This is a genomic window from Pseudomonas sp. Os17, from assembly GCF_001547895.1.
Classification (GTDB): Bacteria; Pseudomonadota; Gammaproteobacteria; order Pseudomonadales; family Pseudomonadaceae; genus Aquipseudomonas.
Window position 1 is genome coordinate 261,391 of the sequence record NZ_AP014627.1, and the last position, 23,345, is coordinate 284,735.

At 65.7% G+C, this 23,345-nt stretch carries 18 protein-coding genes; 5 read left to right on the forward strand and 13 right to left on the reverse strand.

Annotated features, from left to right (window positions below; all coding sequences use genetic code 11):
- Positions 1 to 236: 236 nt before the first annotated feature.
- Positions 237 to 1,433 (reverse strand): AAA family ATPase, encoded by a 1,197-nt coding sequence (locus tag POS17_RS01220; RefSeq protein ID WP_060837003.1) that lies wholly within the window; start codon positions 1,431 to 1,433, stop codon positions 237 to 239.
- 179 nt (positions 1,434 to 1,612) lie between these two features.
- On the opposite strand from POS17_RS01220, the gene POS17_RS01225 reads away from it, so the two are divergent.
- The 3 genes from POS17_RS01225 to POS17_RS01235 are packed head-to-tail and all read left to right on the forward strand — an operon-like array spanning position 1,613 to position 6,851.
- Positions 1,613 to 2,707, forward strand: a complete 1,095-nt coding sequence (locus tag POS17_RS01225) for an efflux RND transporter periplasmic adaptor subunit (RefSeq protein WP_060837004.1) — start codon at positions 1,613 to 1,615, stop codon at positions 2,705 to 2,707.
- On the forward strand, positions 2,704 to 3,774 hold the full coding sequence (locus POS17_RS01230) for an efflux RND transporter periplasmic adaptor subunit (protein WP_060837005.1): 1,071 nt from the start codon (positions 2,704 to 2,706) through the stop codon (positions 3,772 to 3,774). Before POS17_RS01225 ends, POS17_RS01230 begins: the two co-directional genes overlap by 4 nt.
- A complete protein-coding gene (locus POS17_RS01235; protein WP_060837006.1) occupies positions 3,771 to 6,851 on the forward strand; it encodes an efflux RND transporter permease subunit in 3,081 nt (1,026 codons plus the stop codon). Before POS17_RS01230 ends, POS17_RS01235 begins: the two co-directional genes overlap by 4 nt.
- Positions 6,852 to 7,576: 725 nt before the next feature.
- Here POS17_RS01235 and POS17_RS01240 read toward each other — a convergent pair.
- The 12 genes from POS17_RS01240 to POS17_RS01295 form a co-directional block, all read right to left on the reverse strand.
- Positions 7,577 to 8,203, reverse strand: coding sequence for a class I SAM-dependent methyltransferase (locus tag POS17_RS01240; RefSeq protein ID WP_060837007.1), 627 nt, complete (start codon positions 8,201 to 8,203; stop codon positions 7,577 to 7,579).
- 164 nt (positions 8,204 to 8,367) lie between these two features.
- Positions 8,368 to 9,012: a methionine ABC transporter permease gene (locus POS17_RS01245; protein ID WP_060837008.1), complete on the reverse strand. Its 645-nt coding sequence runs from the start codon at positions 9,010 to 9,012 to the stop codon at positions 8,368 to 8,370.
- Positions 9,002 to 10,126: a methionine ABC transporter ATP-binding protein gene (locus POS17_RS01250; protein ID WP_060837009.1), complete on the reverse strand. Its 1,125-nt coding sequence runs from the start codon at positions 10,124 to 10,126 to the stop codon at positions 9,002 to 9,004. The genes POS17_RS01245 and POS17_RS01250 overlap by 11 nt, the downstream gene beginning before the upstream one ends.
- A gap of 1 nt (position 10,127) precedes the next feature.
- The gene (locus POS17_RS01255; protein WP_060837010.1) at positions 10,128 to 10,937 is read right to left on the reverse strand and encodes a MetQ/NlpA family ABC transporter substrate-binding protein; all 810 of its coding nucleotides are present in this window, start codon (positions 10,935 to 10,937) and stop codon (positions 10,128 to 10,130) included.
- A gap of 209 nt (positions 10,938 to 11,146) precedes the next feature.
- Positions 11,147 to 12,514 carry an LLM class flavin-dependent oxidoreductase gene (locus POS17_RS01260; protein WP_060837011.1) on the reverse strand — a complete coding sequence of 456 codons (1,368 nt, stop codon included), beginning with the start codon at positions 12,512 to 12,514 and terminating at the stop codon, positions 11,147 to 11,149.
- Entirely contained in the window at positions 12,514 to 13,713 is a 1,200-nt protein-coding gene (locus POS17_RS01265; RefSeq protein WP_060837012.1) for an SfnB family sulfur acquisition oxidoreductase, read from the reverse strand. Before POS17_RS01265 ends, POS17_RS01260 begins: the two co-directional genes overlap by 1 nt.
- 39 nt (positions 13,714 to 13,752) lie before the next feature.
- Positions 13,753 to 14,994 carry an SfnB family sulfur acquisition oxidoreductase gene (locus tag POS17_RS01270; protein WP_060837013.1) on the reverse strand — a complete coding sequence of 414 codons (1,242 nt, stop codon included), beginning with the start codon at positions 14,992 to 14,994 and terminating at the stop codon, positions 13,753 to 13,755.
- 373 nt (positions 14,995 to 15,367) lie between these two features.
- Positions 15,368 to 15,748: a DUF2750 domain-containing protein gene (locus POS17_RS01275; RefSeq protein ID WP_060837014.1), complete on the reverse strand. Its 381-nt coding sequence runs from the start codon at positions 15,746 to 15,748 to the stop codon at positions 15,368 to 15,370.
- A 55-nt stretch (positions 15,749 to 15,803) separates the two neighbouring features.
- Positions 15,804 to 16,556: an L-cystine ABC transporter ATP-binding protein TcyN gene (gene tcyN / locus POS17_RS01280; RefSeq protein WP_060837015.1), complete on the reverse strand. Its 753-nt coding sequence runs from the start codon at positions 16,554 to 16,556 to the stop codon at positions 15,804 to 15,806.
- A gap of 4 nt (positions 16,557 to 16,560) precedes the next feature.
- The gene (tcyL, locus tag POS17_RS01285) at positions 16,561 to 17,226 is read right to left on the reverse strand and encodes a cystine ABC transporter permease (RefSeq protein ID WP_060837016.1); all 666 of its coding nucleotides are present in this window, start codon (positions 17,224 to 17,226) and stop codon (positions 16,561 to 16,563) included.
- Complete coding sequence (gene tcyJ / locus POS17_RS01290) at positions 17,226 to 18,023, reverse strand: cystine ABC transporter substrate-binding protein (protein WP_060837017.1); 798 nt, start codon at positions 18,021 to 18,023, stop codon at positions 17,226 to 17,228. The genes tcyL and tcyJ overlap by 1 nt, the downstream gene beginning before the upstream one ends.
- Before the next feature lie 741 nt (positions 18,024 to 18,764).
- Complete coding sequence (locus POS17_RS01295) at positions 18,765 to 19,760, reverse strand: D-cysteine desulfhydrase (RefSeq protein ID WP_060837018.1); 996 nt, start codon at positions 19,758 to 19,760, stop codon at positions 18,765 to 18,767.
- A 189-nt stretch (positions 19,761 to 19,949) separates the two neighbouring features.
- Between POS17_RS01295 and epsC the strand changes: the two genes are divergently transcribed.
- Positions 19,950 to 20,876 (forward strand): serine O-acetyltransferase EpsC, encoded by a 927-nt coding sequence (gene epsC, locus POS17_RS01300; protein WP_041115170.1) that lies wholly within the window; start codon positions 19,950 to 19,952, stop codon positions 20,874 to 20,876.
- A gap of 498 nt (positions 20,877 to 21,374) precedes the next feature.
- Positions 21,375 to 23,336: a choline transporter BetT gene (gene betT, locus POS17_RS01305; RefSeq protein WP_162492852.1), complete on the forward strand. Its 1,962-nt coding sequence runs from the start codon at positions 21,375 to 21,377 to the stop codon at positions 23,334 to 23,336.
- Positions 23,337 to 23,345: the final 9 nt, after the last annotated feature.

A 23,345-nucleotide genomic window follows, 5' to 3' on the forward strand; every position in this document is an offset into this window, starting at 1 on the left:
CGTTTGAGCCTTGTAGGAGCTGGCTTGCCAGCGAAGGCGTCCGTGAGGGCGGTGCGGGGCTTGAGGGCCTCCTTCGCCAGCAAGCTGGCTCCTACGGGGGGCGTATTGCGCATGAGCCTTGTAGGAGCTGGCTTGCCAGCGAAGGCGTCCTTGAGGGCGATGCAGGGCTTGTGGGCCTCTTCGCCAGCAAGCAGGCTCCTACGGGGGGCATGGCAATCGGGGCCGGCGGGGAGGGTTCAGTCGGGCCAGTACCAGGCCGGTTCGTCGAGCATGCGCTGGCCGACGATGCCGGTCTGGCCCAGCTCTTTTTCCAGCACGATGCAGTTGCACTCGGGGTCTTCCTGCAGGGCCGCGATCAGGCGCCGGGCGTGGGACACCACCCACACCTGGCACTGCTGCGAGGCGCGAATGATCAAGCGCGCCAACGCCGGCAGCAGGTCCGGGTGCAGGCTGGTTTCCGGTTCGTTGAGCACCATCAGGCTCGGCGGGCGCGGGGTCAGCAGGGCGGCGACCAGCAGCAGGTAGCGCAGGGTGCCGTCCGACAGTTCCGCCGCCGACAGCGGCCGCAACAGGCCTTCCTGGTGGAGCTGCACCCCGAACAACCCTCCGGGAACGGCATCGATCTGCAGCCGCGAATCCGGGAAGGCATCGGCGATGCTCTCGTGCAACGCCTGCTGATCGCCCACCTCGATAATGGTCTGCAACGCCGCGGCCAGGTCTCTGCCATCGTGATGCAGTACCGGGGTGCGGGTGCCCAGCTGGGGTCGGCGTGCGGGTGCCTGGCTGTCGGTACGCAAGTGGTCATAAAAACGCCAGCCACGAATCTGCTCGCGCAGATGCAGGACCTCGGGCGATGAGCTCAGGTTGCCCACCCGGTCGAACAGGCTGTCGCCGCTGCTCGTATGCTGCGCCAGCACCTCCCATTGACGCCCCGCGCGGGCTCGTACCATCGGTCCCTGGCGGTCCACCAGCGCGCTTGCCGGGCGATACAGGGGCCCGCCCCAGATACTCTCGCGCTTGATCCACGGGTCGAGAGTGAAGCGCGAGGCAATCGGCGAGCTGTGCCCGGGCAACATGAAATGACCGCTGGAGTCCGGTAACCCCAGGCTGATCGCGTAACCGAAGTCTTCACCGGCAAAGCCCAGTTGCAGGCGTCTGGCGGCCTTGCGCGGTCCACCCTGGATCGCGACCTCGCCCTGGCTCATGCGCCGGCTGATCTGTTCCGGCCCGGCCCAGAAGGTTGAGTCCAATCCGCCTTCCTTGGCCAGGGCGTTGACCACCCCGCCCTGGGCCGTCTCCGCCAGCAGGCGCAGGGCGCGATACAGGTTGGACTTGCCGCTGCCGTTGGCGCCGGTGATCAGGTTCAGCCTCCCCAAGGGCATCACCAGTTTGTTGATGGAGCGGTAATTGGCCACCGCCAGGGTCTTGAGCATGTCGAGTCTCCTGTTGCGTGGCGCGCAGTGTGCCTCATTTGTCGAAGGGCGGCTGGTTCGCCGCCGCCTCTTCGGCCACCAGGACCCTGTGTTTCAGGAGCCCCGTGCAAGGGTTGAACCCTGTTCTAAGCTCACAGTCGTAACGTCACGGGCGCTACGAACACGCACAAGGAGTCTGCATGACCGGTCTCAATTCGAAGTGGATGGTGGGGCTGGGGCTGCTGGCTCTGCTCGGTGGCTGCGGGGCGGAAAAACCGACCGAGAAGGAGCACCCGCGGGTGCGGATCCAGTCGGTGCAGAGCAGCGATTTTGCGCCTTCGGTGACCCTCACCGGCGACATTCAGGCCCGGGTGCAGACCGAGTTGTCGTTCCGTGTGGGCGGCAAGATCATCCAGCGCCTGGTGGATGTCGGCGACCGGGTGTCTGCCCGGCAGGTGCTGGCCCGGCTCGACCCCAAGGACCTGCAGACCCAGGTCGACTCCGCCGCCGCCTCGGTGTTCGCCGAGCAGGCCCGGGTCAAGCAGGCCGGTGCGGCCTTTGTCCGCCAGCAGAAACTCTTGCCCAAGGGCTACACCAGCCAGAGTGAATACGACTCGGCCCAGGCCGCCCTGCGCAGCAGCCAGAGCGCCTTGAGCGCGGCCCAGGCGCAACTGGCCAATGCCCGCGAACAGTTGGGCTACACCGAACTGGTGGCCGAGGCCCCGGGGGTGATCACCGCGCGCCAGGCCGAGGTCGGCCAGGTGGTGCAGGCCACCATGCCGATCTTCAGCCTGGCCCGGGACGGCGAGCGCGACGCGGTGTTCAACGTCTACGAGTCGCTGTTGATGGAGCCGCCGGGCCAGGAAACCATCCACATCAGCCTGCTGGACAACCCCAAGGTCACCACCACCGGCAAGGTCCGCGAAGTGACCCCGGTGGTTTCGGCCCAGAGCGGCACGGTGCAGGTCAAGGTGGTGCTCGACGCATTGCCGGCGGGCATGGACCTGGGGTCGGTGGTCAGTGCCACGGCCCGGGCCAACGGCAAGGCCAGCGTGGTGCTGCCCTGGTCGGCGTTGACCAAGAACCTCAGCGAACCGGCGGTGTGGCTGGTGGGCGAAGACGGCAAGACCTCGCTGCACAGCGTCAAGGTCGGGCGTTACCTGACCGGCAAGGTGATCATCAGTGATGGCCTCAAGGGCGGCGAAAAAGTGGTGGTGGCGGGCGGGCAGTTGTTGCATCCGGGGATGAAGGTGGAGATTGCCGCCAGCCACAACGATCAGGGAGCGCAGCCATGAAGCGCCTGCTGCCACTGTTGTGCGCCGCCGCCCTGCTGCCGGGCTGCTCCAGGGAAGAACCGGCACCGGAGCCGGTGCGTCCGGTGCTGTCGATCCGGGTGGTGTCGCAGTCCGAGGAAAGCCTGGGGCGCTTTGCCGGCAACATCCAGGCCCGTTATGAAACCAACCTGGGCTTCCGGGTGCCGGGGCGCATCGCCAACCGTGCTGTCGATGTCGGCGCCGAAGTCGGCCCCGGTGACCTGCTGGCGACCCTCGATCCCACCGATCAGCAGAACCAGCTGCGGGCCGCCCAGGGCGACCTGGCCAAGGTCGAGGCGCAGTGGATCAACGCCCAGGCCAATGCCCGACGCCAGCAGGAGCTGTTCGACCGTGGCGTCGGCGCCCAGGCGCAACTGGATATCGCCCAGACCGACCTGAAGACCACCGGCGCCGCCCTGGATCAGGCCAAGGCCGCGCTGCGCCAGGCCCAGGATCAGCTCAACTACAGCCAGCTGCGCAGCGATCACGGCGGCGTGGTCACGGCCTGGAACGCCGAGGCCGGGCAGGTGGTGACGGCCGGCCAGCAGGTGGTGACCCTGGCCCGGCCGGAGATCAAGGAAGCGGTGATCGACCTGCCGGCGACCCTGGTGGACCAGCTGCCGGCGGATGTGGAATTCAAGGTCGCGGCGCAACTGGATCCGAGCCTCAGCACCACCGCCACGGTGCGCGAGATCGAGCCCCAGGCCCAGAGCGCGACCCGCACCCGTCGCGCACGCCTGACCCTCAAGGACACCCCCGAGGCCTTCCGCCTGGGCACCGCCATCAGCGTGACCCTGAGCTCGGCCATCGAACCGCGTACCGAGCTGCCCCTGAGCGCCCTGCAAGAGGTGGCGGGCCAGACCCGGATCTGGGTCATCGATCCGCAAAGCCAGACCGTCGCCCCGCGTGAGGTCAGGGTGCTCAGCCGCGACAGCGATTCGGCGCTGATCGGCCAGGGCGTCAAGCCCGGCGAGCGGGTGGTCAGTGCCGGGGTCAACAGCCTCAAGCCGGGGCAGAAAGTCAAAATCGACGAGGATCGCGCGCAATGACCCCTGCCAGCAAAGGAAGCTTCAACCTCTCCGAATGGGCGATCAGGCATCAGTCCTTCGTCTGGTACCTGATGTTCGTCGCGTTGCTGATGGGGGTGTTTTCCTACCTGAACCTGGGGCGCGAGGAAGACCCGTCCTTCACCATCAAGACCATGGTCATCCAGACCCGCTGGCCCGGCGCGACCCAGGAAGAAACCCTGAAGCAGGTCACCGACCGCATCGAGAAAAAACTCGAAGAACTGGATTCGCTGGACTATGTGAAAAGCTATACCCGCCCCGGCGAGTCGACGGTGTTCGTCTACCTGCGCGACACCACCAGTGCCAAGGACATTCCCGAGATCTGGTACCAGGTGCGCAAGAAGATCAACGACATCCGCGGCGACTTTCCCCAGGGATTGCAGGGCCCGGGCTTCAACGATGAATTCGGCGATGTGTTCGGCTCGATCTATGCCTTTACCGCCGACGGCCTGAGCATGCGCCAGCTGCGTGACTACGTGGAGCAGGTACGCGCCGAGATCCGCGAAGTGCCGAACCTGGGCAAGGTGGAGATGGTCGGCGAGCAGGACGAAGTCATCTACCTGAACTTTTCCACGCGCAAGCTGGCGGCCCTGGGCATCGACCAGCGCCAGGTCCTGCAAAGCCTGCAAGCGCAGAACGCGGTGACCCCGGCCGGGGTGATCGAGGCCGGGCCGGAGCGGATCTCGGTGCGCACTTCCGGGCAGTTCGCCTCGGAGAAGGACCTGGCCACGGTCAACCTGCGGCTCAATGACCGCTTCTATCGCCTGGCCGACATCGCCGACATCAGCCGCGGCTACGTCGACCCTTCCACGCCGCTGTTCCGCTTCAACGGCCAGCCGGCCATCGGCCTGGCGATTGCCATGAAGAAGGGCGGCAACATCCAGGACTTCGGCAAGGCCCTGCATGCGCGCATGGATGAGCTGACCGCCGACCTGCCGATCGGCATCGGCGTGCACAAGGTGTCCGACCAGGCCGAGGTGGTGCAGGAGGCGGTGGGCGGCTTCACCAGTGCCCTGTTCGAGGCGGTGATCATCGTCCTGGTGGTGAGCTTCATCAGCCTCGGGGTGCGCGCCGGGCTGGTGGTGGCCTGCTCGATCCCGCTGGTGCTGGCCATGGTCTTCGTGTTCATGGAGTACAGCGGCATCACCATGCAGCGGATCTCCCTGGGGGCCTTGATCATCGCCCTGGGGCTGTTGGTGGACGACGCCATGATCACCGTGGAAATGATGGTCACGCGCCTGGAAAAGGGCGAGAGCAAGGAGCAGGCGGCGACCTTCGCCTACACCTCCACCGCCTTCCCGATGCTCACCGGCACCCTGGTCACCGTGGCCGGTTTCGTGCCCATCGGCCTCAACGCCAGCTCCGCCGGTGAGTACACCTTCACCCTGTTCGCGGTAATCGCCGTGGCCATGCTGGTGTCGTGGATCGTCGCGGTGCTGTTCGCCCCGGTGATCGGCCTGCATATCCTCAGCAGCAACGTCAAACCCCACTCCGAGGAGCCGGGCCGCGTCGGCCGGGCCTTCAATGGCGGCCTGCTGTGGGCCATGCGCAACCGCTGGTGGGCGATCGGCATCACCGTGCTGTTGTTCGCCGCCTCGGTGTTCGGCATGCGCTTCGTGCAGAACCAGTTCTTCCCGTCTTCCGACCGGCCGGAAATCCTGGTGGACCTCAACCTGCCGCAGAACGCCTCGATCAACGAGACCCGCCTGGCCGTGGACCGCCTGGAAGCGACCCTCAAGGACGACCCGGACATCGAGCGCTGGAGCACCTACATCGGTGAAGGCGCGATCCGTTTCTACCTGCCCCTGGACCAGCAACTGCAGAACCCCTACTACGCCCAGCTGGTGATCGTCAGCAAGGGCCTGGAGCAGCGCACGGCCCTGACCGAGCGTTTGCGCAAGCGCCTGCGCGAAGACTTCGTCGGCATCGGCAGTTACGTGCAGGCCCTGGAAATGGGCCCACCGGTGGGGCGGCCGATCCAGTACCGGGTCAGCGGCAAGGACATCGATCAGGTGCGCAAGCACGCCATCGACCTGGCCACCGAACTGGACCAGAACCCGCACATCGGCGAGATCATCTACGACTGGAACGAGCCCGGCAAAGTGCTGCGCATCGACATCGCCCAGGACAAGGCGCGCCAGCTTGGGCTGTCCTCGGAGGATGTGGCGCGGCTGATGAACAGCATCGTCAGCGGCTCCACCGTGACCCAGGTACATGACGACATCTACCTGATCAACGTGGTCGGCCGCGCCGACGACAATGAACGCGGCTCCCCGGAAACCCTGCAGAACCTGCAGATCGTCACCCCCAGCGGCACGTCGATTCCGTTGCTGGCTTTCGCCACCGTGGGCTACGAGCTGGAGCAGCCGCTGGTGTGGCGTCGTGACCGCAAGCCGACCATCACCATCAAGGCCGCGGTGCGCGACGCGATCCAGCCCACCGACCTGGTCAAGCAGCTGAAACCGACGATCGACCGCTTCGCCGCCAGCCTGCCGGCCGGCTACTCGGTGGCCACCGGCGGCACCGTGGAGGAAAGCGGCAAGGCCCAGGGCCCGATCGCCAAGGTGGTGCCGCTGATGCTGTTCCTCATGGCGACCTTCCTGATGATCCAGCTGCACAGCGTGCAGAAGCTGTTCCTGGTGGCCAGCGTGGCGCCCCTGGGACTGATCGGCGTGGTCCTGGCCCTGGTGCCCACCGGCACGCCCATGGGCTTTGTGGCGATCCTCGGGATCCTCGCGCTGATCGGCATCATCATCCGCAACTCGGTGATCCTGGTGACCCAGATCGATGATTACGAGCGCGAGGGCTATCACCCCTGGGACGCGGTGCTGGAAGCCACCCACCACCGGCGCCGGCCGATCCTGCTGACCGCCGCGGCGGCGAGCCTGGGGATGATCCCGATTGCCCGGGAAGTGTTCTGGGGGCCGATGGCCTACGCCATGATCGGCGGCATCATCGTCGCCACCTTGCTGACCCTGCTGTTCCTCCCGGCGCTGTACGTGGCCTGGTACAAGATCAAGGAACCGAGCCAAGACACCCCCCGCCCCACAGCCATGTAGGCGCTGGCTTGCCAGCGAAGGGGCCCGGGAGGCGGGCGCCTGATCCGGAACCGCTTTCGCCGGCAAGCCGGCTCCTACGAGGTTGGCGGTAGTACAAATGGTGTCGGCAGGCCACTGCCATGTAGGAGCTGGCTTGCCAGCGAAGAGGCCCGGGAGGCGGGCGCTTGATCCGCAAGCGCTTTCGCCGGCAAGCCGGCTCCTACGAGGTTGGCGGTAGTGCGAATGGCGTCGGCAGCCCACGGCCATGTAGGAGCTGGCTTACCAGCGAAGGGGCCCGGGAGGCGGGAGCCTGATCCGGAATCGCTTTCGCCGGCAAGCCGGCTCCTACGAGGTTGGCGGTAGTGTGAATGGCGTCGGCAGCCCACGGCCATGTAGGAGCTGGCTTGCCAGCGAAGAGGCCCGGGAGGCGGGTGGCTGATCCGGAACCGCCTTCGCCGGCAAGCCGGCTCCTGCGAGGTTGGCGGTAGTGCGAATGGCGTCGGCAGCCCACGGCCATGTAGGAGCTGGCTTGCCAGCGAAGAGGCCCGGGAGGCGGGCGGCTGATCCGGAATTGCTTTCGCCGGCAAGCCGGCTCCTACGAGGTTGGCGGTAGTGCGAATGACGTAGGCAGCCCACGGCCATGTAGGAGCTGGCTTGCCAGCGAAGAGGCCCGGGAGGCGGGCGGCTGATCCGGAACCGCCTTCGCCGGCAAGCCGGCGCCTACGGGGGGAGTGGGGCGGGAGGGCTCAGGCCTTGCGCCAGACGCTGGCCAGCCAGGGTTGCTGTTCCCGGGGCAGGCCGGCGGGGCGGTAGTAATGCTCCAGCTCGACAAAGCCTGCCTCGGTCAGCAGCGCCTGCCAGGCCGCGAGGTCGTGGTAGGCGCCATAGCGCGGGCCGTTCCAGCCTTCCTGGTTGTCGCCGCGCGGGTTGGAGCTGAACAGCACGCCACCGTCCTTGAGGCTGGCATGCAGTTGCTTGAGCACCCGCGGCAGTTCCTGGCGGGGAATGTGAAACAGCACTGCGTTGGCGAAGATGCCGTCGAAGTGCTCCGCGGGCAGGTCAAGCTTGAGAAAGTCCTGCTGCCAGACCTCGCAGCCGCTGTCGTCCCGGGCCATCTGGGCGAAGCGCTCGCAACCGTCGAGGCCGATGGCGACATGGCCCAGGCGAGTGAAGGTCTGCAGATCGCGCCCCGGACCGCAGCCAAAATCCAGCACGGTGAAGGGCGCCGGGCCCTGGATATGCCGCAGCAGCGCGTCGATGTTCTGGCTGACGTCGTGGTCGCGGGTGCCTTCACGAAAGTCTTCGGCCACCTGCTGGTAGTGGCCGAGGGTGGTGGCGGTGATGGTGTCTAGGTCGTCTGGAGCAAGTTTCATGGCGGGCTGCATGGCGTGAAGAGGAATGGCCCGAATATACCCCATGCACCCTGTAGCCGCTGCCGCAGGCTGCGAACGGCTCCGCAGGAGACGCCGCTCTTGAGGGCCTCGCAAGGTCCTGCGGACCTTGTCGCAGCCTGCGGCAGCGGCTACACGGGGTGCCACTAGCGCTTGTTCAGCACCCGCGCCAGTCGGTCACCGCCCAGCTGGATCGCCGCCACCAGGATCACCAGCAGCACGATCACCGTGAGCATGATCTGGCTGTCGAAACGCTGGTAACCGTAGCGGTAGGCAATGTCCCCCAGCCCGCCCGCGCCAATCGCCCCGGCCATGGCCGAGGAGTTGATCATGGTCACCAGGGTGATGGTGAAGCCGCCGACGATGCCCGGCAGCGCTTCCGGCAGCAGCACGTGCCAGACGATGTGCCAGCGTCGGCAGCCCATGGCCTGGGCCGCTTCGATCAGGCCGTGATCGACTTCCCGCAGGCTCACTTCGGCGATGCGCGCAAAGAACGGTGTGGCGGCGATGGTCAGCGGCACCACCGCCGCCCACACACCGTAGGTGGTGCCGACGATCAGCCGGGTAAAGGGGATCAGCGCCACCATCAGGATCAGGAACGGAATCGAGCGGAACAGGTTCACGAAAGCCCCCAGGGCCCGGTTCAGGTGCGGCGCCTCGTAGATCCCGCCCTTGCCGCTGGTGACCAGGATCACCGCCAGGGGAATCCCCGCCAGCAGGGCGATCAGCGAGGACACGCCGACCATCAGCAGGGTGTCGAGGACGCCCTGCACCAAGCGATCAAACCACATAGCCCAGTACCTCCACTTGCTGTGCCCATTGCCCGGCACGTTGACGCAGTTCCGCCGCCCCCAGGGACGAGCCCTGGACGGCCAGCAGCAGGTGCCCCAGGGCGTGGCCCTGGATGCGTTCGACGCCACCTTGCAGCAGGCGCACGCGGCCGCCCAGGGCGCCGAACAGCGCCGCCAGGTCCGGCTCCTCTGTCTGGCTGCCGGTAAAGCGCAGGCTCAGCACCACGGCGGCCTCGGACGATTGCGCATGACTGCGCAAACGGCTTTGCAGCTCGGGCGGCAGGCCGTGCTGCAGGGGCGCCAGCAGGGTCTTGCTGACCTCGTGTTGCGGGTGGCCGAAGACTTCCCAGACCGGCCCCTGTTCGACGATGCGCCCGTGCTCCAGCACCACCACCCGGTCGCAGATCTCGCGGATCACCGCCATCTCGTGGGTGATGAGGATGATGGTCAGGCCCAGGCGCTGGTTGATCTCTTTGAGCAGGGCGAGGATCGACTGGGTGGTTTCCGGGTCCAGGGCCGAGGTGGCTTCGTCGCACAGCAGGATCTCGGGATCGTGGACCAGGGCCCGGGCGATGCCCACCCGCTGCTTCTGGCCGCCGGACAGTTGCGCCGGGTAGGCCTGGTGCTTGTCCTTGAGGCCCACCAGTTCCAGCAGTTCGCGGACCTTGCGCTGGCGCTCGGCCTTGGGCACCCCGGCCACCTTCAGCGGCAGCTCGACGTTGTGCCACACGGTCTTGGCCGACATCAGGTTGAAGTGCTGGAAGATCATGCCGATGCGTCGGCGCAGGGCCACCAGGCGGTCTTCGTCGAAGTCGCCGATGTCCACCTGGTCGATCAGTACCCGGCCGCTGCTGGGTTGCTCCAGGCGGTTGATGGTGCGGATCAGCGACGACTTGCCGGCGCCGCTGCGGCCGATGATGCCGAACACTTCGCCGCGCTGGATCGAAAGGTCGATGCCGTGCAGGGCCTGCACCGGGCCCTGCTGGCCCTGGTAGGTCTTGCCCAGGCCGATGAAGCGCACCTGGGCGCGGTTCAGCTCGGGGTGCAGCTCGGTCTGCTCGGCGCTCTTTGGCGCAGGTTCCGGCAGCTTGCGCTGCAGCGTCGCGACACTCATCTCAACCTTCCCAGCCGGCTTGGTAGAGCTTGCCGTGGGCTTTATCCAGGGCGGCGCGAACGGCAGGCGAGTGCTGGTAGATATCGACGAACTTGATCAGCCGCGGGTCGTTCTTGCTCTTGGGCTGGATCACGAACTGGATCACGTATTCCTTGTGGTCCAGGCCGTCGAACAGCAGCGCCGAGCCGGCGTCGAAGGTCTTGGCCAGACGGATGTAGGCCGGGTAGCCCTGGACCAGGTCGGCGTCGTCATAGGCGCGCACCAGTTGCACGGCTTCGACCTGGAGGATCTTGATCTTCTTCGGGTTGCTGACGATGTCGTCTTCGGTGGCCTTGTAGCCCACGCCCGGCTTGAGGGTGATCAGCCCGGCCTTGGCCAGCAGTTGCAGGCCGCGTCCGCTGTTGATCGGGTCGTTGGCGATGGCCACGCTGGCGCCTTCGGGCAGCTCGGCGAAGCTTGTGTATTTCTTCGAGTACAGGCCGACGTTGTTGATGATGCCCGGGGCGAAGGGCACCAGATCGAAACCGGCGGCGGCCTTGGCGTTTTCCAGGAAGGGGATGTGCTGGAAGTAGTTCACGTCGATGTCGCCGGCGGCCAGGCTGACGTTGGGCGCGATCCAGTCGGTGAACTCCACCAGCTGCACCTTCAGGCCCTGCTTGCCGGCCTCTTCCACGGCGGCCTCCAGGGGAATGGCGAAGGCGGCGGTGGTGCCGACCTTGAGCGGTGCGTCGGCGGCGAACACGGCGCTGCTGAATAGGCCGAGGGCGAGGGCCAGGGCTTTGACCGGGTGGCGCAGGAGCTTGGTTTTCATGGTGGTTACTTCCAGTCAATCCGAATGTGTGGGTTGAGCCATTGCGTGGGTGTATGGCGAGACCGCTGTCTGTGGTGAGGGCGCTTGCTCCCGTTGGGCCGCAAAGCGGCCCCAGATCCAGGCGGCGCGGTGTTGCAGGCATACCGCGCCGTCCGGGTTTGGGCTTGCTGCGCAAGCCAGCGGGAGCAAGCTCCCTCGCCACAGGGTGGTCAGCGGCGGTAGGCCGCGCCGGTGTGTCGTTCGGGTAGTTTGCGGCCTTCGTGAAACAGTTTTTCCCGCAGGGTGCCCTCGTCGTAGGCGGTCTTGTAGGAGCCGCGTCGTTGCAGTTCGGGGATCACCAGATCGATGAAGTCGACGTAGCTTTCCGGGGTGACGATGCGGGTCAGGTTGAAGCCGTCCAGGCCGGTTTCGGCGATCCAGGATTCCAGTTCGTCGGCCACCTGCTGCGGCGAGCCGACCACGGTGAAGTAGCGGCCGCCCAGGGCGTGCTGCTCCAGCAGCTTGCGCCGGGTCCAGTCGTTGTTCTGCAGGTGCTTGGTGGCCGACTGGATGGCGTTGCTCTTCACGTACTGGATAGGTTCGTCGATCTCGTATTGGGAAAAGTCGATCGCGGTGGACGCGGAAAAATGCGCCACCCCGGCCTCGGCGCTGGCGTAGCGGCGGTACTCGGCGTGCTTCTGCCAGGCCAGTTCCTCGGTCTGGCCAACGATCACGTTGAGGCCCATGAACACCTTGATGTCCTCGGGATTGCGCCCGGCGGCCACGGCGCTGGCGCGGACCTTGTCCACCTGGGCCCTGGTCGCCGCCTTGTTCTGCCCACTGATGAACACGCACTCGGCGTGGCGCCCGGCGAACAGCAGGCCGCGATCCGAGCTGCCGGCCTGGAACAGCACCGGGGTGCGCTGCGGTGACGGCTCGCACAGGTGATAACCGCTGACCTGATAGAACTCGCCCTGGTGCTCGACCTTGTGCACCTTGTCCGGCTGGGCATAGACGCGCTGCTCGCGGTCATCAAGCACCGCGTCGTCTTCCCAGCTGCCTTCCCAGAGCTTGTACAGCACCTCCAGGTACTCATCGGCCTGGTCGTAGCGACGGTCGTGCTCGATCTGCTGCTTCAGGCCCATGGCCTGGGCGGCGCTGTCCAGGTAGCCGGTGACGATGTTCCAGCCGACCCGGCCACGGCTCAGGTGGTCGAGGGTGGAAAGGCGCCGGGCGAACAGGTAGGGCGCCTCGTAGGTGAGGTTGGCGGTGAGGCCGAAGCCCAGGTTCTTGGTCACTGCCGCCATGGCCGAAACCAGCAGCAGCGGGTCGTTGACCGGCAGCTGGATCGACTCCTTGAGGGTCACGTCCACCGAGTTCTGGTAGACGTCGTAGACCCCGACGATGTCGGCGATGAACAGCCCGTCGAACAGCCCGCGCTCCAGCAGCTGGGCCAGTTCGGTCCAGTACTCGAGGGTCTTGTACTGGGTCGAGTTGTCCCGCGGGTGGGTCCACAGACCGTGGTTGATGTGCCCGACGCAGTTCATGTTGAAGGCGTTGAGCAGGATCTTCTTCTTGGCGGTTTCGGCAGCGGCCATCAAATGGTCCCCCGCAGTGGCGGGTTCTGCTGGTTGAGGTAGTAGTTGCCCACCGCGTGGTACTTCCAGCGCACCGGGTCGTGCAGGGTGTGCACCCGGGCGTTGCGCCAGTGGCGGTCCAGGCCGTGCTCGGCCAGGGTCGCCTGGCTGCCCGCCAGTTCGAACAGGGTGCTGCCGGCGGCCAGGGAGATTTCCGTGCTCAGGGCGCGGACCTCGGCCACGGCGATGGAGGCGGCGGCCACGGTGTCGGCGTTGGTCTCGGCCTGGGCCCGGTCGAGGAATTCCCCGGCGCGCTCCAGCAGGGCTTCGGTGGCGTGCAGGCGGATGCTCAGCTGGCCGAAGCTCTTGAGGGTCAGCGGGTCGTCGGTGGCCTTGTCGGTGCCGGAGTCGATCCACGGCCGGGTCTTGGTGCGCACGAAGCGCAGGGCGTCTTCGTAGGCGGCGCGGGCGATGCCGGTGTCGATGGCGGCGTGGAGGATCTGTGCCAGGGGACCGACCGGGGTCGGGCGTTCGAAGGCGCTCTGGAACGGCACCACGTCGGCCTCGTCCACCGCAACGTTTTCAAACAGCACCGAGCCGCTGCCGGTGGTGCGCTGGCCGAAGCCGCTCCAGTCGTCGATCACGCTCAGGCCCTGGGCGTCGGCGGGGACGAAGGCCAGTTGTTGCACGCCTTGCTCATCCACCACCGAGGTGGGAATGCGCTGGGCGTAGATGGCGCCAGTGGCGTAGAACTTGCGCCCGTCGATGCGGTAGCCCTGGCCGCTGCTGTCGCGGCTCAGGCGGGTGGTGCGGTCATGGGCGGTCTTGGTGCCCAGCTCGGCCAGGGCGTTGCCGAAGCGGCGGCCGGCCAGGACCTCGGCGTACAGCCGTTGTTTCTGCGGCTCGCTGCCGTTCACCCGCAGCACTTCCAGGGCGTAAAAATGGTTCTGCGGGATCTGCCCCAGGGAGGCGTCGGCCTCGGCGATCAGGGCGATGACCTTGGCCAGGGTGACGTTGGACACTCCGGCGCCGCCGTATTCCTTGGGCACGCTGATGCCCCACAGGCCGGAGCGGCTGAAGGCTTCCAGCTCGGGATGGGGCAGGCGCCGTTCACGGTCGCGCAGGGCACTGTCGCGCTTGAAGTCTTCCGCCAGGTCGCTGGCGACAATCAGGGCTTGTTCGTCGCTGGTGATGACCGCGACGTGTTGAGCAAGAGACATGTGTTTCTCCAGAGATCTGGTCAAAAGCGTTCTGGGCGGTTAAATCCAGGAATGCCGGGCCGGCAGCGTGCCGTTCAGGTGGTAGGCGCCGACGGCGTGGTACTTCCAGCGCACCGGGTCGTGCAGGGTGTGCACCCGGGCATTGCGCCAGTGGCGGTCGAGGTTGAATTCGGCGAGGGTGGCGCGGCTGCCGGCCAGCTCGAAAAGCTTTTCGCTGGCCAGCAGCGAGATCTCGGTGGTCAGTACCTTGGCTTCGGCCACGGCGATGGAGGCGCGGGCGGCGGACTCGGCGGTGATCGGCGCCGCGCTGACCTGGTCCAGCACTTGCCCGGCCTTGCGCAGCAGGGCCTCGGCGGCGTGCAGTTCGATCTGCAGCTTGCCGATGTCGGCGATCACATACAGGTCGTCGCTGGCGCGCTCGACGTTGGCGTCGATCCACGGGCGGGCCCGTTCACGCACGAAGCGGATAGCGTCGGCCACGGCTTCCCGGGCGATGCCGGCATCGATGGCGGCCTGGATCAGTTGCGACACCGCGCCCTGGATATTCGGCGACTCGTTGATCCGCCAGTTGTCCAGCACCAGCTCGGACTCGACCCGCACATCGTTGAGCAGGATGGTGCCGCTGGCGGTGGTGCGCTGGCCGAAGCCCGACCAGTCGTCGACGATGCGCAAGCCTGGGGTGCCACGGCGGACGAAGGCCAGCACCTGACGACCTTCCTCGTTCAGCGCCTTGACCGCCACCCAGTGGGCGAACAGGGCGCCGGTGGAGTAGAACTTCTGGCCGTTGATCACATGGCCGTCGCCATCCCTGGTGATCCGCGCCTTGAGTTCCAGGGTGTTCTTGGTGCCGCGTTCCGGGCCGGCATTGCCGATGCGCCAGCCTTCCAGGACGCTTTGCAGCAGCTGTTTCTTCTGCCGCTCGCTGCCGCAGCCGAGGATCAGGCCGAGGAGGCCGAACTGGTTCTGCGGGATCTGCCCCAGGGCCGGGTCGGCCGCGGAAATGATCGCGAAGACCTCGGCCAGGGTGACGAACGACACCTGTGGCCCGCCGTAGGCGCGGGGCACGGCAATGCTGCCCAGGCCGCTGCGGGTGAATTGTTCGATCTGCGCCCAGGGCAGCTTGCGCTGGCGGTCGCGTTGAGCGGCCTGCTGGCGGGCCGCGTCGGCCAGTTCATGGGCGGCTTGCAGGGCTTCGGCGTCGTTGCGCAGTACCCGAGCGGGCAGCAAAAGGGGAGCAATATCCAGGTCACTCTGGACCTGGGCTTCGATCAGACTGGACATCAGCGCCACTCCTTGGCTGCACGCAATGCCCTGGCGATCTGCACTGGGGTGATTGTGTTCCGGACCATACCTACCTCACATCTTTTGGATAGGCCGCGTCATGCGGCGAAATCAGAATCAAGAATGTCCGGTGGTCCGGTGCATATACCCTAAGCGCGTATAAAAATTAAATAAACTAACTTTTAGGAATATGAATAGAAGGGCTTTACGTATACGGCAGGATGGCCGGTTGCGGCCCAGTGGCTGCGGGCTGGCGCGGTGTGCGGCAGACGCCGGCGAGCATTTTTCGTCGGTGCAAAAGAACACGGGCAGGGGGATGCAAGCACGCGAAGTGAGGCGATCGGCGCTGAGCGTTCAGGCGCCGCCGCAGGCGTTACTGGTACTGATCCAGCTCGTGGGTGAGCGATTGCAGCAGTGACTCGGGGGGCAGCAACAGGCCTTGTCCGTCCGCATCCGCAAACACCAGGCAGAGCCTGGCGTCGCGCTGCATGCCAGGCAGCCAGTGGGAGAGGAAATGGCCCAGCTCAATGGGCTTGGGTTCAAAGCCGTGCCATGGGCCGTGGGCGCACCAGGCGGCGAACTCCGCCTCTGGCCAGAAGGCGATGGCGCTGGCCTGGGCGGAGCCGGCGGTGGCCCAGCCGTCAGCGAACAGCCCCCAGATGACCTGGAAATCCGTCACCTTGCGAATCAGGTAGTCACACCGCGCCTGGGGCGAGAGCCGGAGCAGGTTATGGATTTTCTGCGGCGCCAGCATCAGGCCTCCATGGCCTGGAAGGGGAGCGGGCAGCCGGCTAGGGGAGTTTCAAGCTTCATGTGCCGGGGTGGAGAAACTTGCTGAGGAACTGGCGGGTGCGCTCGTGCTGGGGGTTGGCGAACAGCGCCTTGGCTTCGCCCTGTTCGACGATCACCCCCTTGTCGAAGAAGATCACCCGGTTGGCCACGTCCCGGGCGAAGCCCATTTCGTGGGTGACGATGATCATGGTGCGTTTCTCTTCGGCCAGGCTGCGGATGGTGGCCAGGACTTCGCCCACCAGTTCCGGGTCCAGGGCCGAAGTCGGCTCGTCGAACAGGATCACCCGCGGTTCCATGGCCAGGGCCCGGGCGATCGCCACCCGTTGCTGCTGGCCACCGGACAGGCGCCTCGGGTAGCTGTCTTCCTTGCCCGCCAGGCCGACCTTGGCCAGCAGCGCACGACCCAGGGCAACGGCCTGTTCCCGTGGGGTCTTCTTCACCACCAGCGGGCCTTCGATGACGTTCTCCAGGGCGGTGCGGTGGGGGAACAGGTTGAAGTTCTGGAACACGAAACCCACTTGCTGGCGCAGCTGGCGGATCCGGCTTTGTTGCTGGTTCAGGGGGATGTTGCTGTCGATGGCGATGTCGCCGATGCGGATGCGTCCGCTGGTCGGTTCTTCAAGAAAGTTCAGGCAGCGCAGGAAGGTGGTCTTGCCCGAGCCACTGGGGCCGATGATGGCAATCACTTCGCCTTCCTTGACCTGCAGGTCGATGCCATCGAGCACCGTCTGGCCCTTGAACTGCTTGGTCAGTTTTTCCACCACGATCATGGCTTCAGGACTCCTGGTCGTGCCGATTGACCCGCTGCTCCAGGCGGTTCTGCAGGTGCGCGAGCACGCTGGCCAGAACCCAGTAGATCAGCGCGGCGGCAAGATACATGGTGAAGATTTCGAAGGTACGGGCGGTGATCAGCTGCGCCTGGCGGAACAGTTCCGGCACCTGGATGGTCGCGGCCAGGGCGGTGTCCTTGACCAGGGAAATGAAGCTGTTGCCCAGAGGCGGCAGGGCCGTGCGCATGGCTTGCGGCAGGATCGCCCGGCGCAGGGTCTGGGCCCGGGTCATGCCGATGCTGGCGGCGGCTTCCCATTGACCGCGTTCGATCGAGCCGATGGCGGCCCTGAGGATTTCACAGGCGTAGGCCGCCATGTTCAGGGAGAAGCCGATCAGCGCGGCGGGCAACGGGTCCAGTTCCAGCCCCAGTTGCGGCAGGCCGTAATAGATTACGAACAGTTGCACCAGCAGCGGCGTGCCGCGAAAGAACGACACGTAGACCCGGGCAATCCAGCTCACCAGGGTCAGGCGCGACAGGCGCATCAAGGCCAGGCCAAAGCCCAGCAGCAGCCCGAAGAACATGCCGCCGAGGCTGAGGATGACCGTGTAATACGCGCCCTTGAGGAGAAATGGCGCTGAATCCAGCGCCAGTTGCAGGCCTGCTTCCATTATTGGGTGACGTCAGCGTTGAAGTATTTTTCCGAGAGCTTTTTCAGCGTGCCGTCGGCCCGCAGTTCCTCGATCGCCTTGTTCACCGCGGCCAGCAGTTCGGGTTCGCCCTTGCGCAGGGCCACACCGGCTTCCTGGCGGGAGAAGGGTTCGCCGGAAACCACCAGGGTGTCCTTGGTTTTCTTGATCAGCTCGAAGGCCGCCAGGCGGTCCACCAGAATGGCGTCGATACGGCCTACGCGCAGGTCCTGGTACTTGGTCGGATCATCGTCGTAGGTCTTGATGATGGCGTTGGGGACGTTGTCCTTGAGCCATTGCTCGTAGTTGGTGCCCAGGCCCACGCCGACCTTGTGGCCACCCAGGTCGGCGGCCGTCTTGAACTTGCCTTCATCCTTTTTCTGGGTCAGGGCCTGGATCCCGGAGACGGTGTAGGGGGTGGAGAAGTCGTACTTTTTCTTGCGCTCCTCGGAGATGGTCACCTGGTTGATCACCGCGTCCAGGCGCTTGGATTCCAGGGCCGCGAGAATGCCGTCCCACTTGGTCGGCTGCAGCTTGACCTTGACCCCGAGCTTGTTCGCCAGGGCTTCGGAGAATTCCACTTCGAAGCCGGCCAGCTTGCCGTTTTCATCGACGAAGCTGAACGGTGGGTAGGTGCCTTCCAGGCCGACGTTGATCACGCCTGCATCCTTGATCTTCTGCAGTTGCTCGCCGGCAACCGCTTGCCCCATCAGTCCGGCACCGAGGGCCAGGCCCAGTGTGCCAATCAGCAGATTGCGACGCAGTACGGAAAGATTCATGACAAGCCCCTGTGATTTTCTTATGCACGATGCGGGTGGGAGATGCAGGCCAATCGGTGAGCCGAGAGTGACGCCTTATCCTGCCTTAATGCAGCGTATGCGTCTTTTGGCAAATCGGCCTGCGGCGCGACTATAAGGTGACTTTTATAGGTTTAAAAATAATATAAATTCATCTTGTTATTCTTTTTGGTTTGGTTGTCCGCGAGCAGTCTCCTTCCTCGTAGGAGCTGGCTTGCCAGCGAAGGCGCCGTCGAGGGCGGCGCAAGGCTTACGGGCCTCTTCGCCGGCAAGCCGGCTCCTACGCACAACTTCACGGCATTCACCCCGCAGGTGCTGGCTTGCCAGCGAAGGCGCCGTCGAGGGCGGCGCAAGGCTTGCGGACCTCTTCGCCGGCAAGCCGGCTCCTACGCACAACTTCACGGCATTCATCCAGCAGGTGCTGGCTTGCCAGGGAAGGCGCCGTCGAGGGCGGCGCAAGGCTTGCGGGCCTCTTCGCCGGCAAGCCGGCTCCTACGCACAACTTCACGGCATTCATCCAGCAGGTGCTGGCTTGCCAGGGAAGGCGCCGTCGAGGGCGGCGCAAGGCTTGCGGGCCTCTTCGCCGGCAAGCCGGCTCCTACGCAAAACTTCACGGCATTCACCCCGCAGGTGCTGGCTTGCCAGCGAAGGCGCCGTCAAGGGCGGTGCAAGGCTTACGGGCCTCTTCGCCGGCAAGCCGGCTCCTACGCAAAATTTCACCTTCTACGCGAAGGCGCCGGGGTAGGCGAACAGCGCCGGGGCGCCACCGGTGTGCAGGAAGATGATCGGGCCATCGTTGAAACGCTGGCGACCGACGCCATCCAGCAGGCCGGCCATGGCTTTACCGGTGTACACCGGGTCGAGTAACAGGCCTTCCTGGCTGGCCAGCAACTTGACCGCGGCCAGGGTGCCGGCATTGGGTTCGCCGTAACGGGGGGCGAAGTATTCGTCCCACAGTTGCACGTTGAACGCCGCCGGCAGGTTCACTCCCAGCAGCTCGGCGGTGCGTTCGGCCAGGCCCTGGACCTTGGGCCGCTGATCCTCGTCGCTGCGCGAGACGGTCACGCCGATCACCGGCAACTGTGGCAGCACTTCGCTCAAGGCCAGGGCCAGGCCGCTGTGGGTGCCGGCGCTGCCGGAGGCCAGGACCACCGCGGCGAAGTCCAGGCCGCTGTCTTCGATCTGCTGCGCCAGCTCCAGGCCGGCGCGCACATAACCCAGGGCGCCCAGGGCGTTGGAACCGCCAATGGGCACCAGGTAGGGTTTCTTGCCGTTGCTGCGCAGGCGCGCGGCCAGGGCCTGCAATTGTTCGTCGGCCTGGTCGAGGTTTTCCACCAACTCGACCTTGGCGTCGAACAGCTCCAGCAGCAGGCGGTTGCCGTTGCCCAGGTAGTTGGGGTCTTCGGTGCCGATGGGGTTTTCCAGCAGGGCCACGCAACCCAGCCCCAGCTTGGCGGCCAGGGCCGCGGTCTGGCGCACGTGGTTGGACTGGATGGCCCCGGCGGTGATCAGGGTATCGGCGCCCTGGGCCAGGGCATCGGCGGCCAGGTATTCGAGCTTGCGCAGCTTGTTGCCGCCCATGGCCAGGGGCGTGGTGTCGTCGCGCTTGACGTAGATATCGCGCCCGATCCAGGCCGACAGGCGTTCGAGTTTTTCCAGGGCGGTGGTGTGCCCGAGCAGGTCGAGACGGGGAAAGCGGGCAAGCTGTTGTTTGATCATGAGGCCGCACGGAACAGGGAAGGTGCAAGGACTATAGGCAGCGTTATTTGCCCGGGCAACCGCCAATCGCTTATGCGAAAAAGTGCTGTAAACCGAACAATTAGTTCTTAAACCTCGCCCTGGCGGGGCGTAAAGTGATCGCCGTTTGCGCGGCCCGATTGTCCGGCCGCCCGAGTAAGGAGTCTTATCGTGAGCGAGCGTTCCAGCCATTGGCAATTGCAGACCATCGTTGGCCAACTGCGCGATGCCCGTGATCAGTGGCGTACCCGCAACGGTCGGGTCAGCGGCGAGCAGGGCGGGCGTGAGCTGCCGTCGCGAGCGGCCATGGCGGAGATCCTCGAGGCCCTGTGCGGCGCCCTGTTCCCCATGCGACTGGGGCCGGTGGACCTGCGCGAAGAGAGTGAGGACTTTTACGTCGGCCACACCCTGGACGCGGCGCTCAATGCGTTGCTGGCCCAGGCGCGCCTGGAGCTGCGTTACGTGGCCCGGCAGAACGGCGAGGCGGATGCCGAAGTCAACGCCCGGGCGATTCGCCTGATCCAGGATTTCGCCCTGGCCCTGCCGGGCCTGCGGGTGTTGCTGGACACCGACGTGCTGGCCGCCTACCACGGTGACCCGGCGGCCCGCAGCGTCGATGAAGTGCTGCTGTGCTACCCGGGCATCCTGGCGGTGATTCACCACCGCCTGGCGCACCATCTGTACCGTGCCGGCCTGCCGTTGCTGGCGCGGATCAGCTCGGAAATCGCCCACTCGGCCACCGGCATCGACATTCACCCCGGGGCGCAGATCGGCCGCAGCTTCTTCATCGACCACGGCACGGGCGTGGTGATCGGCGAGACCGCGATCATCGGTGAGCGGGTGCGCATCTACCAGGCGGTGACCCTGGGGGCCAAGCGCTTCCCGGCGGACGAAGACGGCCAGTTGCAGAAGGGCCACCCGCGCCACCCGATCGTCGAGGACGACGTGGTGATCTACGCCGGCGCGACCATTCTCGGGCGCATCACCATCGGCAAGGGTTCGACCATTGGCGGCAACGTCTGGCTGACCCGCAGCGTGCCGGCCGGTTGCAACCTGACCCAGGCCAACCTGCAGCACGACGACGGCTCGCAAAAGTAGGACTGGCCTTCTGTAGCCGCTGCCGCAGGCTGCGCTAGGCACCGCAGGGGCCTCGGCGGTGGTGCGATCGCCGGCGAGCCTGCGGCTCGTTCGCAGCCTGCGGCAGCGGCTACAGAGGCGTCCATGCCTCCCGCCGCACCGGCTTCTTGTAGCCGCTGCCGAGCCTGCGAGGCTGGGAAAAGGTCCGCAGGACCTTGCTTGACGATCAACCGCCACACACAGCTGGCAGCGTTTTTTCTGCTGAACGATTCCGTTCGCCATCCGTCATACCCTTCCCTGAGCTAGCGTACTGAACAGTACCGCTGAGCCCTGCGATTAGTCCTCGAGCGCCTATCCATGTTTAACTTGAACGCTCGTTCAAGTTAAACCGGTGGTTCGCTGCCCGCTCACAACAGGAGGCTTGCCTTTGCTGAGTCCGTACATTTCAGCCGTGTTTCATCCCTTCGAGGTGCACCGTTCATGAGTGCGCCATCCAGCTCCGCGAATACTCTGATTCGCATGAACCCTCCGGTGTTCTACTTCGCCGCGAGCTTTATCCTGATCTTCGGCGTGGTGGTGATTTCCATGCCGGAACAGGCCGGCGCCTGGCTCCTGGCGGCGCAAAACTGGGCGGCCAATACGGTCGGCTGGTACTACATGCTGGCGATGACCCTGTACCTGGTCTTCGTGGTGGTCACCGCCTTGTCCGGCTACGGCAAGATCAAGCTCGGTGCCGACCACGACGAACCCGAGTTCAGTTACCTGTCCTGGGCCGGCATGCTGTTCGCCGCCGGGATCAGCATCACCCTGTTCTTCTTCTGCGTTTCCGAACCCCTGACCCACATGCTGCAACCGCCCCAGGGCGAGGCCGGCACTGCCGAGGCGGCGCGCCAGGGCATGCAGTTGCTGTTCCTGCACTGGGGCCTGCACGGCTGGGGGGTGTTCGCCTTCGTCGGCATGGCCCTGGCCTACTTCGCCTACCGGCATAACCTGCCGCTGGCCCTGCGTTCGGCGCTGTACCCGCTGATCGGCAAGCGCATCAACGGCCCCATCGGCTATGCGGTGGACGGCTTCGGCATCATCGCCACGGTGTTCGGCCTGGGCGCCGACATGGGCTTTGGCGTGCTGCACCTGAACTCCGGCCTCGACTACCTGTTCGGCATCGCCCACACCCAGTGGATTCAGGTTGGCCTGATCACCCTGATGATGGGCGCGGCGATCATTGTCGCGGTGTCGGGAGTCGACAAGGGCGTGCGGGTGATGTCCGACATCAACATGCTGCTGGCGGTGGCGCTGCTGCTGTTCGTGCTGTTCGCCGGTCCGACCCAGCACCTGCTCAACACCCTGATCCAGAACCTCGGGGACTATTTGGGCGCGTTGCCGACCAAGAGTTTCGACGTCTACGCCTACAACAAGCCCAGCGACTGGCTGGGCGGCTGGACGGTGTTCTACTGGGCCTGGTGGATTGCCTGGTCGCCGTTCGTGGGGCTGTTCATTGCGCGGATCTCCCGCGGCCGGACCATTCGCGAATTCGTCTTCGGCGTGCTGCTGATTCCCCTGGGCTTCACCCTGGCGTGGATGTCGATCTTCGGTAACAGCGCCATCGACCAGGTGCTCAACCACGGCATGAGCGCCCTGGGCCTGTCGGCCATCGACAACCCGTCGATGACCCTCTACCTGCTGCTGGAAACCTACCCCTGGAGCAAGACCGTGATCGCGGTCACGGTGTTCATCAGCTTCGTGTTCTTCGTCACCTCGGCGGACTCCGGCACCGTGGTGCTCTCGACCCTGTCGGCCAAGGGCGGCAACGCCGACGAGGACGGGCCGAAATGGCTGCGGGTGTTCTGGGGCGCGATGACCGCGCTGGTCACCAGCGCGCTGTTGTTCGCTGGCAGCATCGACTCGCTGAAGTCGGCGGTGGTGCTGACCTCGCTGCCGTTCTCGCTGATCCTGCTGCTGATGATGTGGGGGCTGCACAAGGCGTTCTACCTGGAGTCGCAGCGGCGCATTGCCCAACTGCACTCCCTGGCCCCGGTGGCGCCTTCGCGGCGCGGCAAGGGTGGCTGGCGCCAGCGCCTGAGCCAGGCGGTGCACTTCCCGTCCCGGGATGAGGTGTATCGCTTCCTCGACCAGACGGTGCGCCCGGCCATCGAAGAGGTGACCGCGGTGTTCGCCGAGAAGGGCCTGAACGTGGTGACCCAGCCCGACCCGGCCAACGACAGCGTGAGCCTGGAAATCGGTCATGGCGACCAGCACCCGTTCATCTACCAGGTGCAGATGCGCGGCTACTTCACCCCGTCCTTCGCCCGTGGCGGCATGGGCCCCAAAGAGCTGCGCAACCGCCGCTACTACCGGGCCGAGGTGCATCTGGCCGAGGGCAGTCAGGATTACGATCTGATGGGCTACAGCAAGGAGCAGATCATCAACGACATCCTCGACCAGTACGAACGCCACATGCAGTTCCTGCATCTGGTGCGCTGAGCCAGGCGC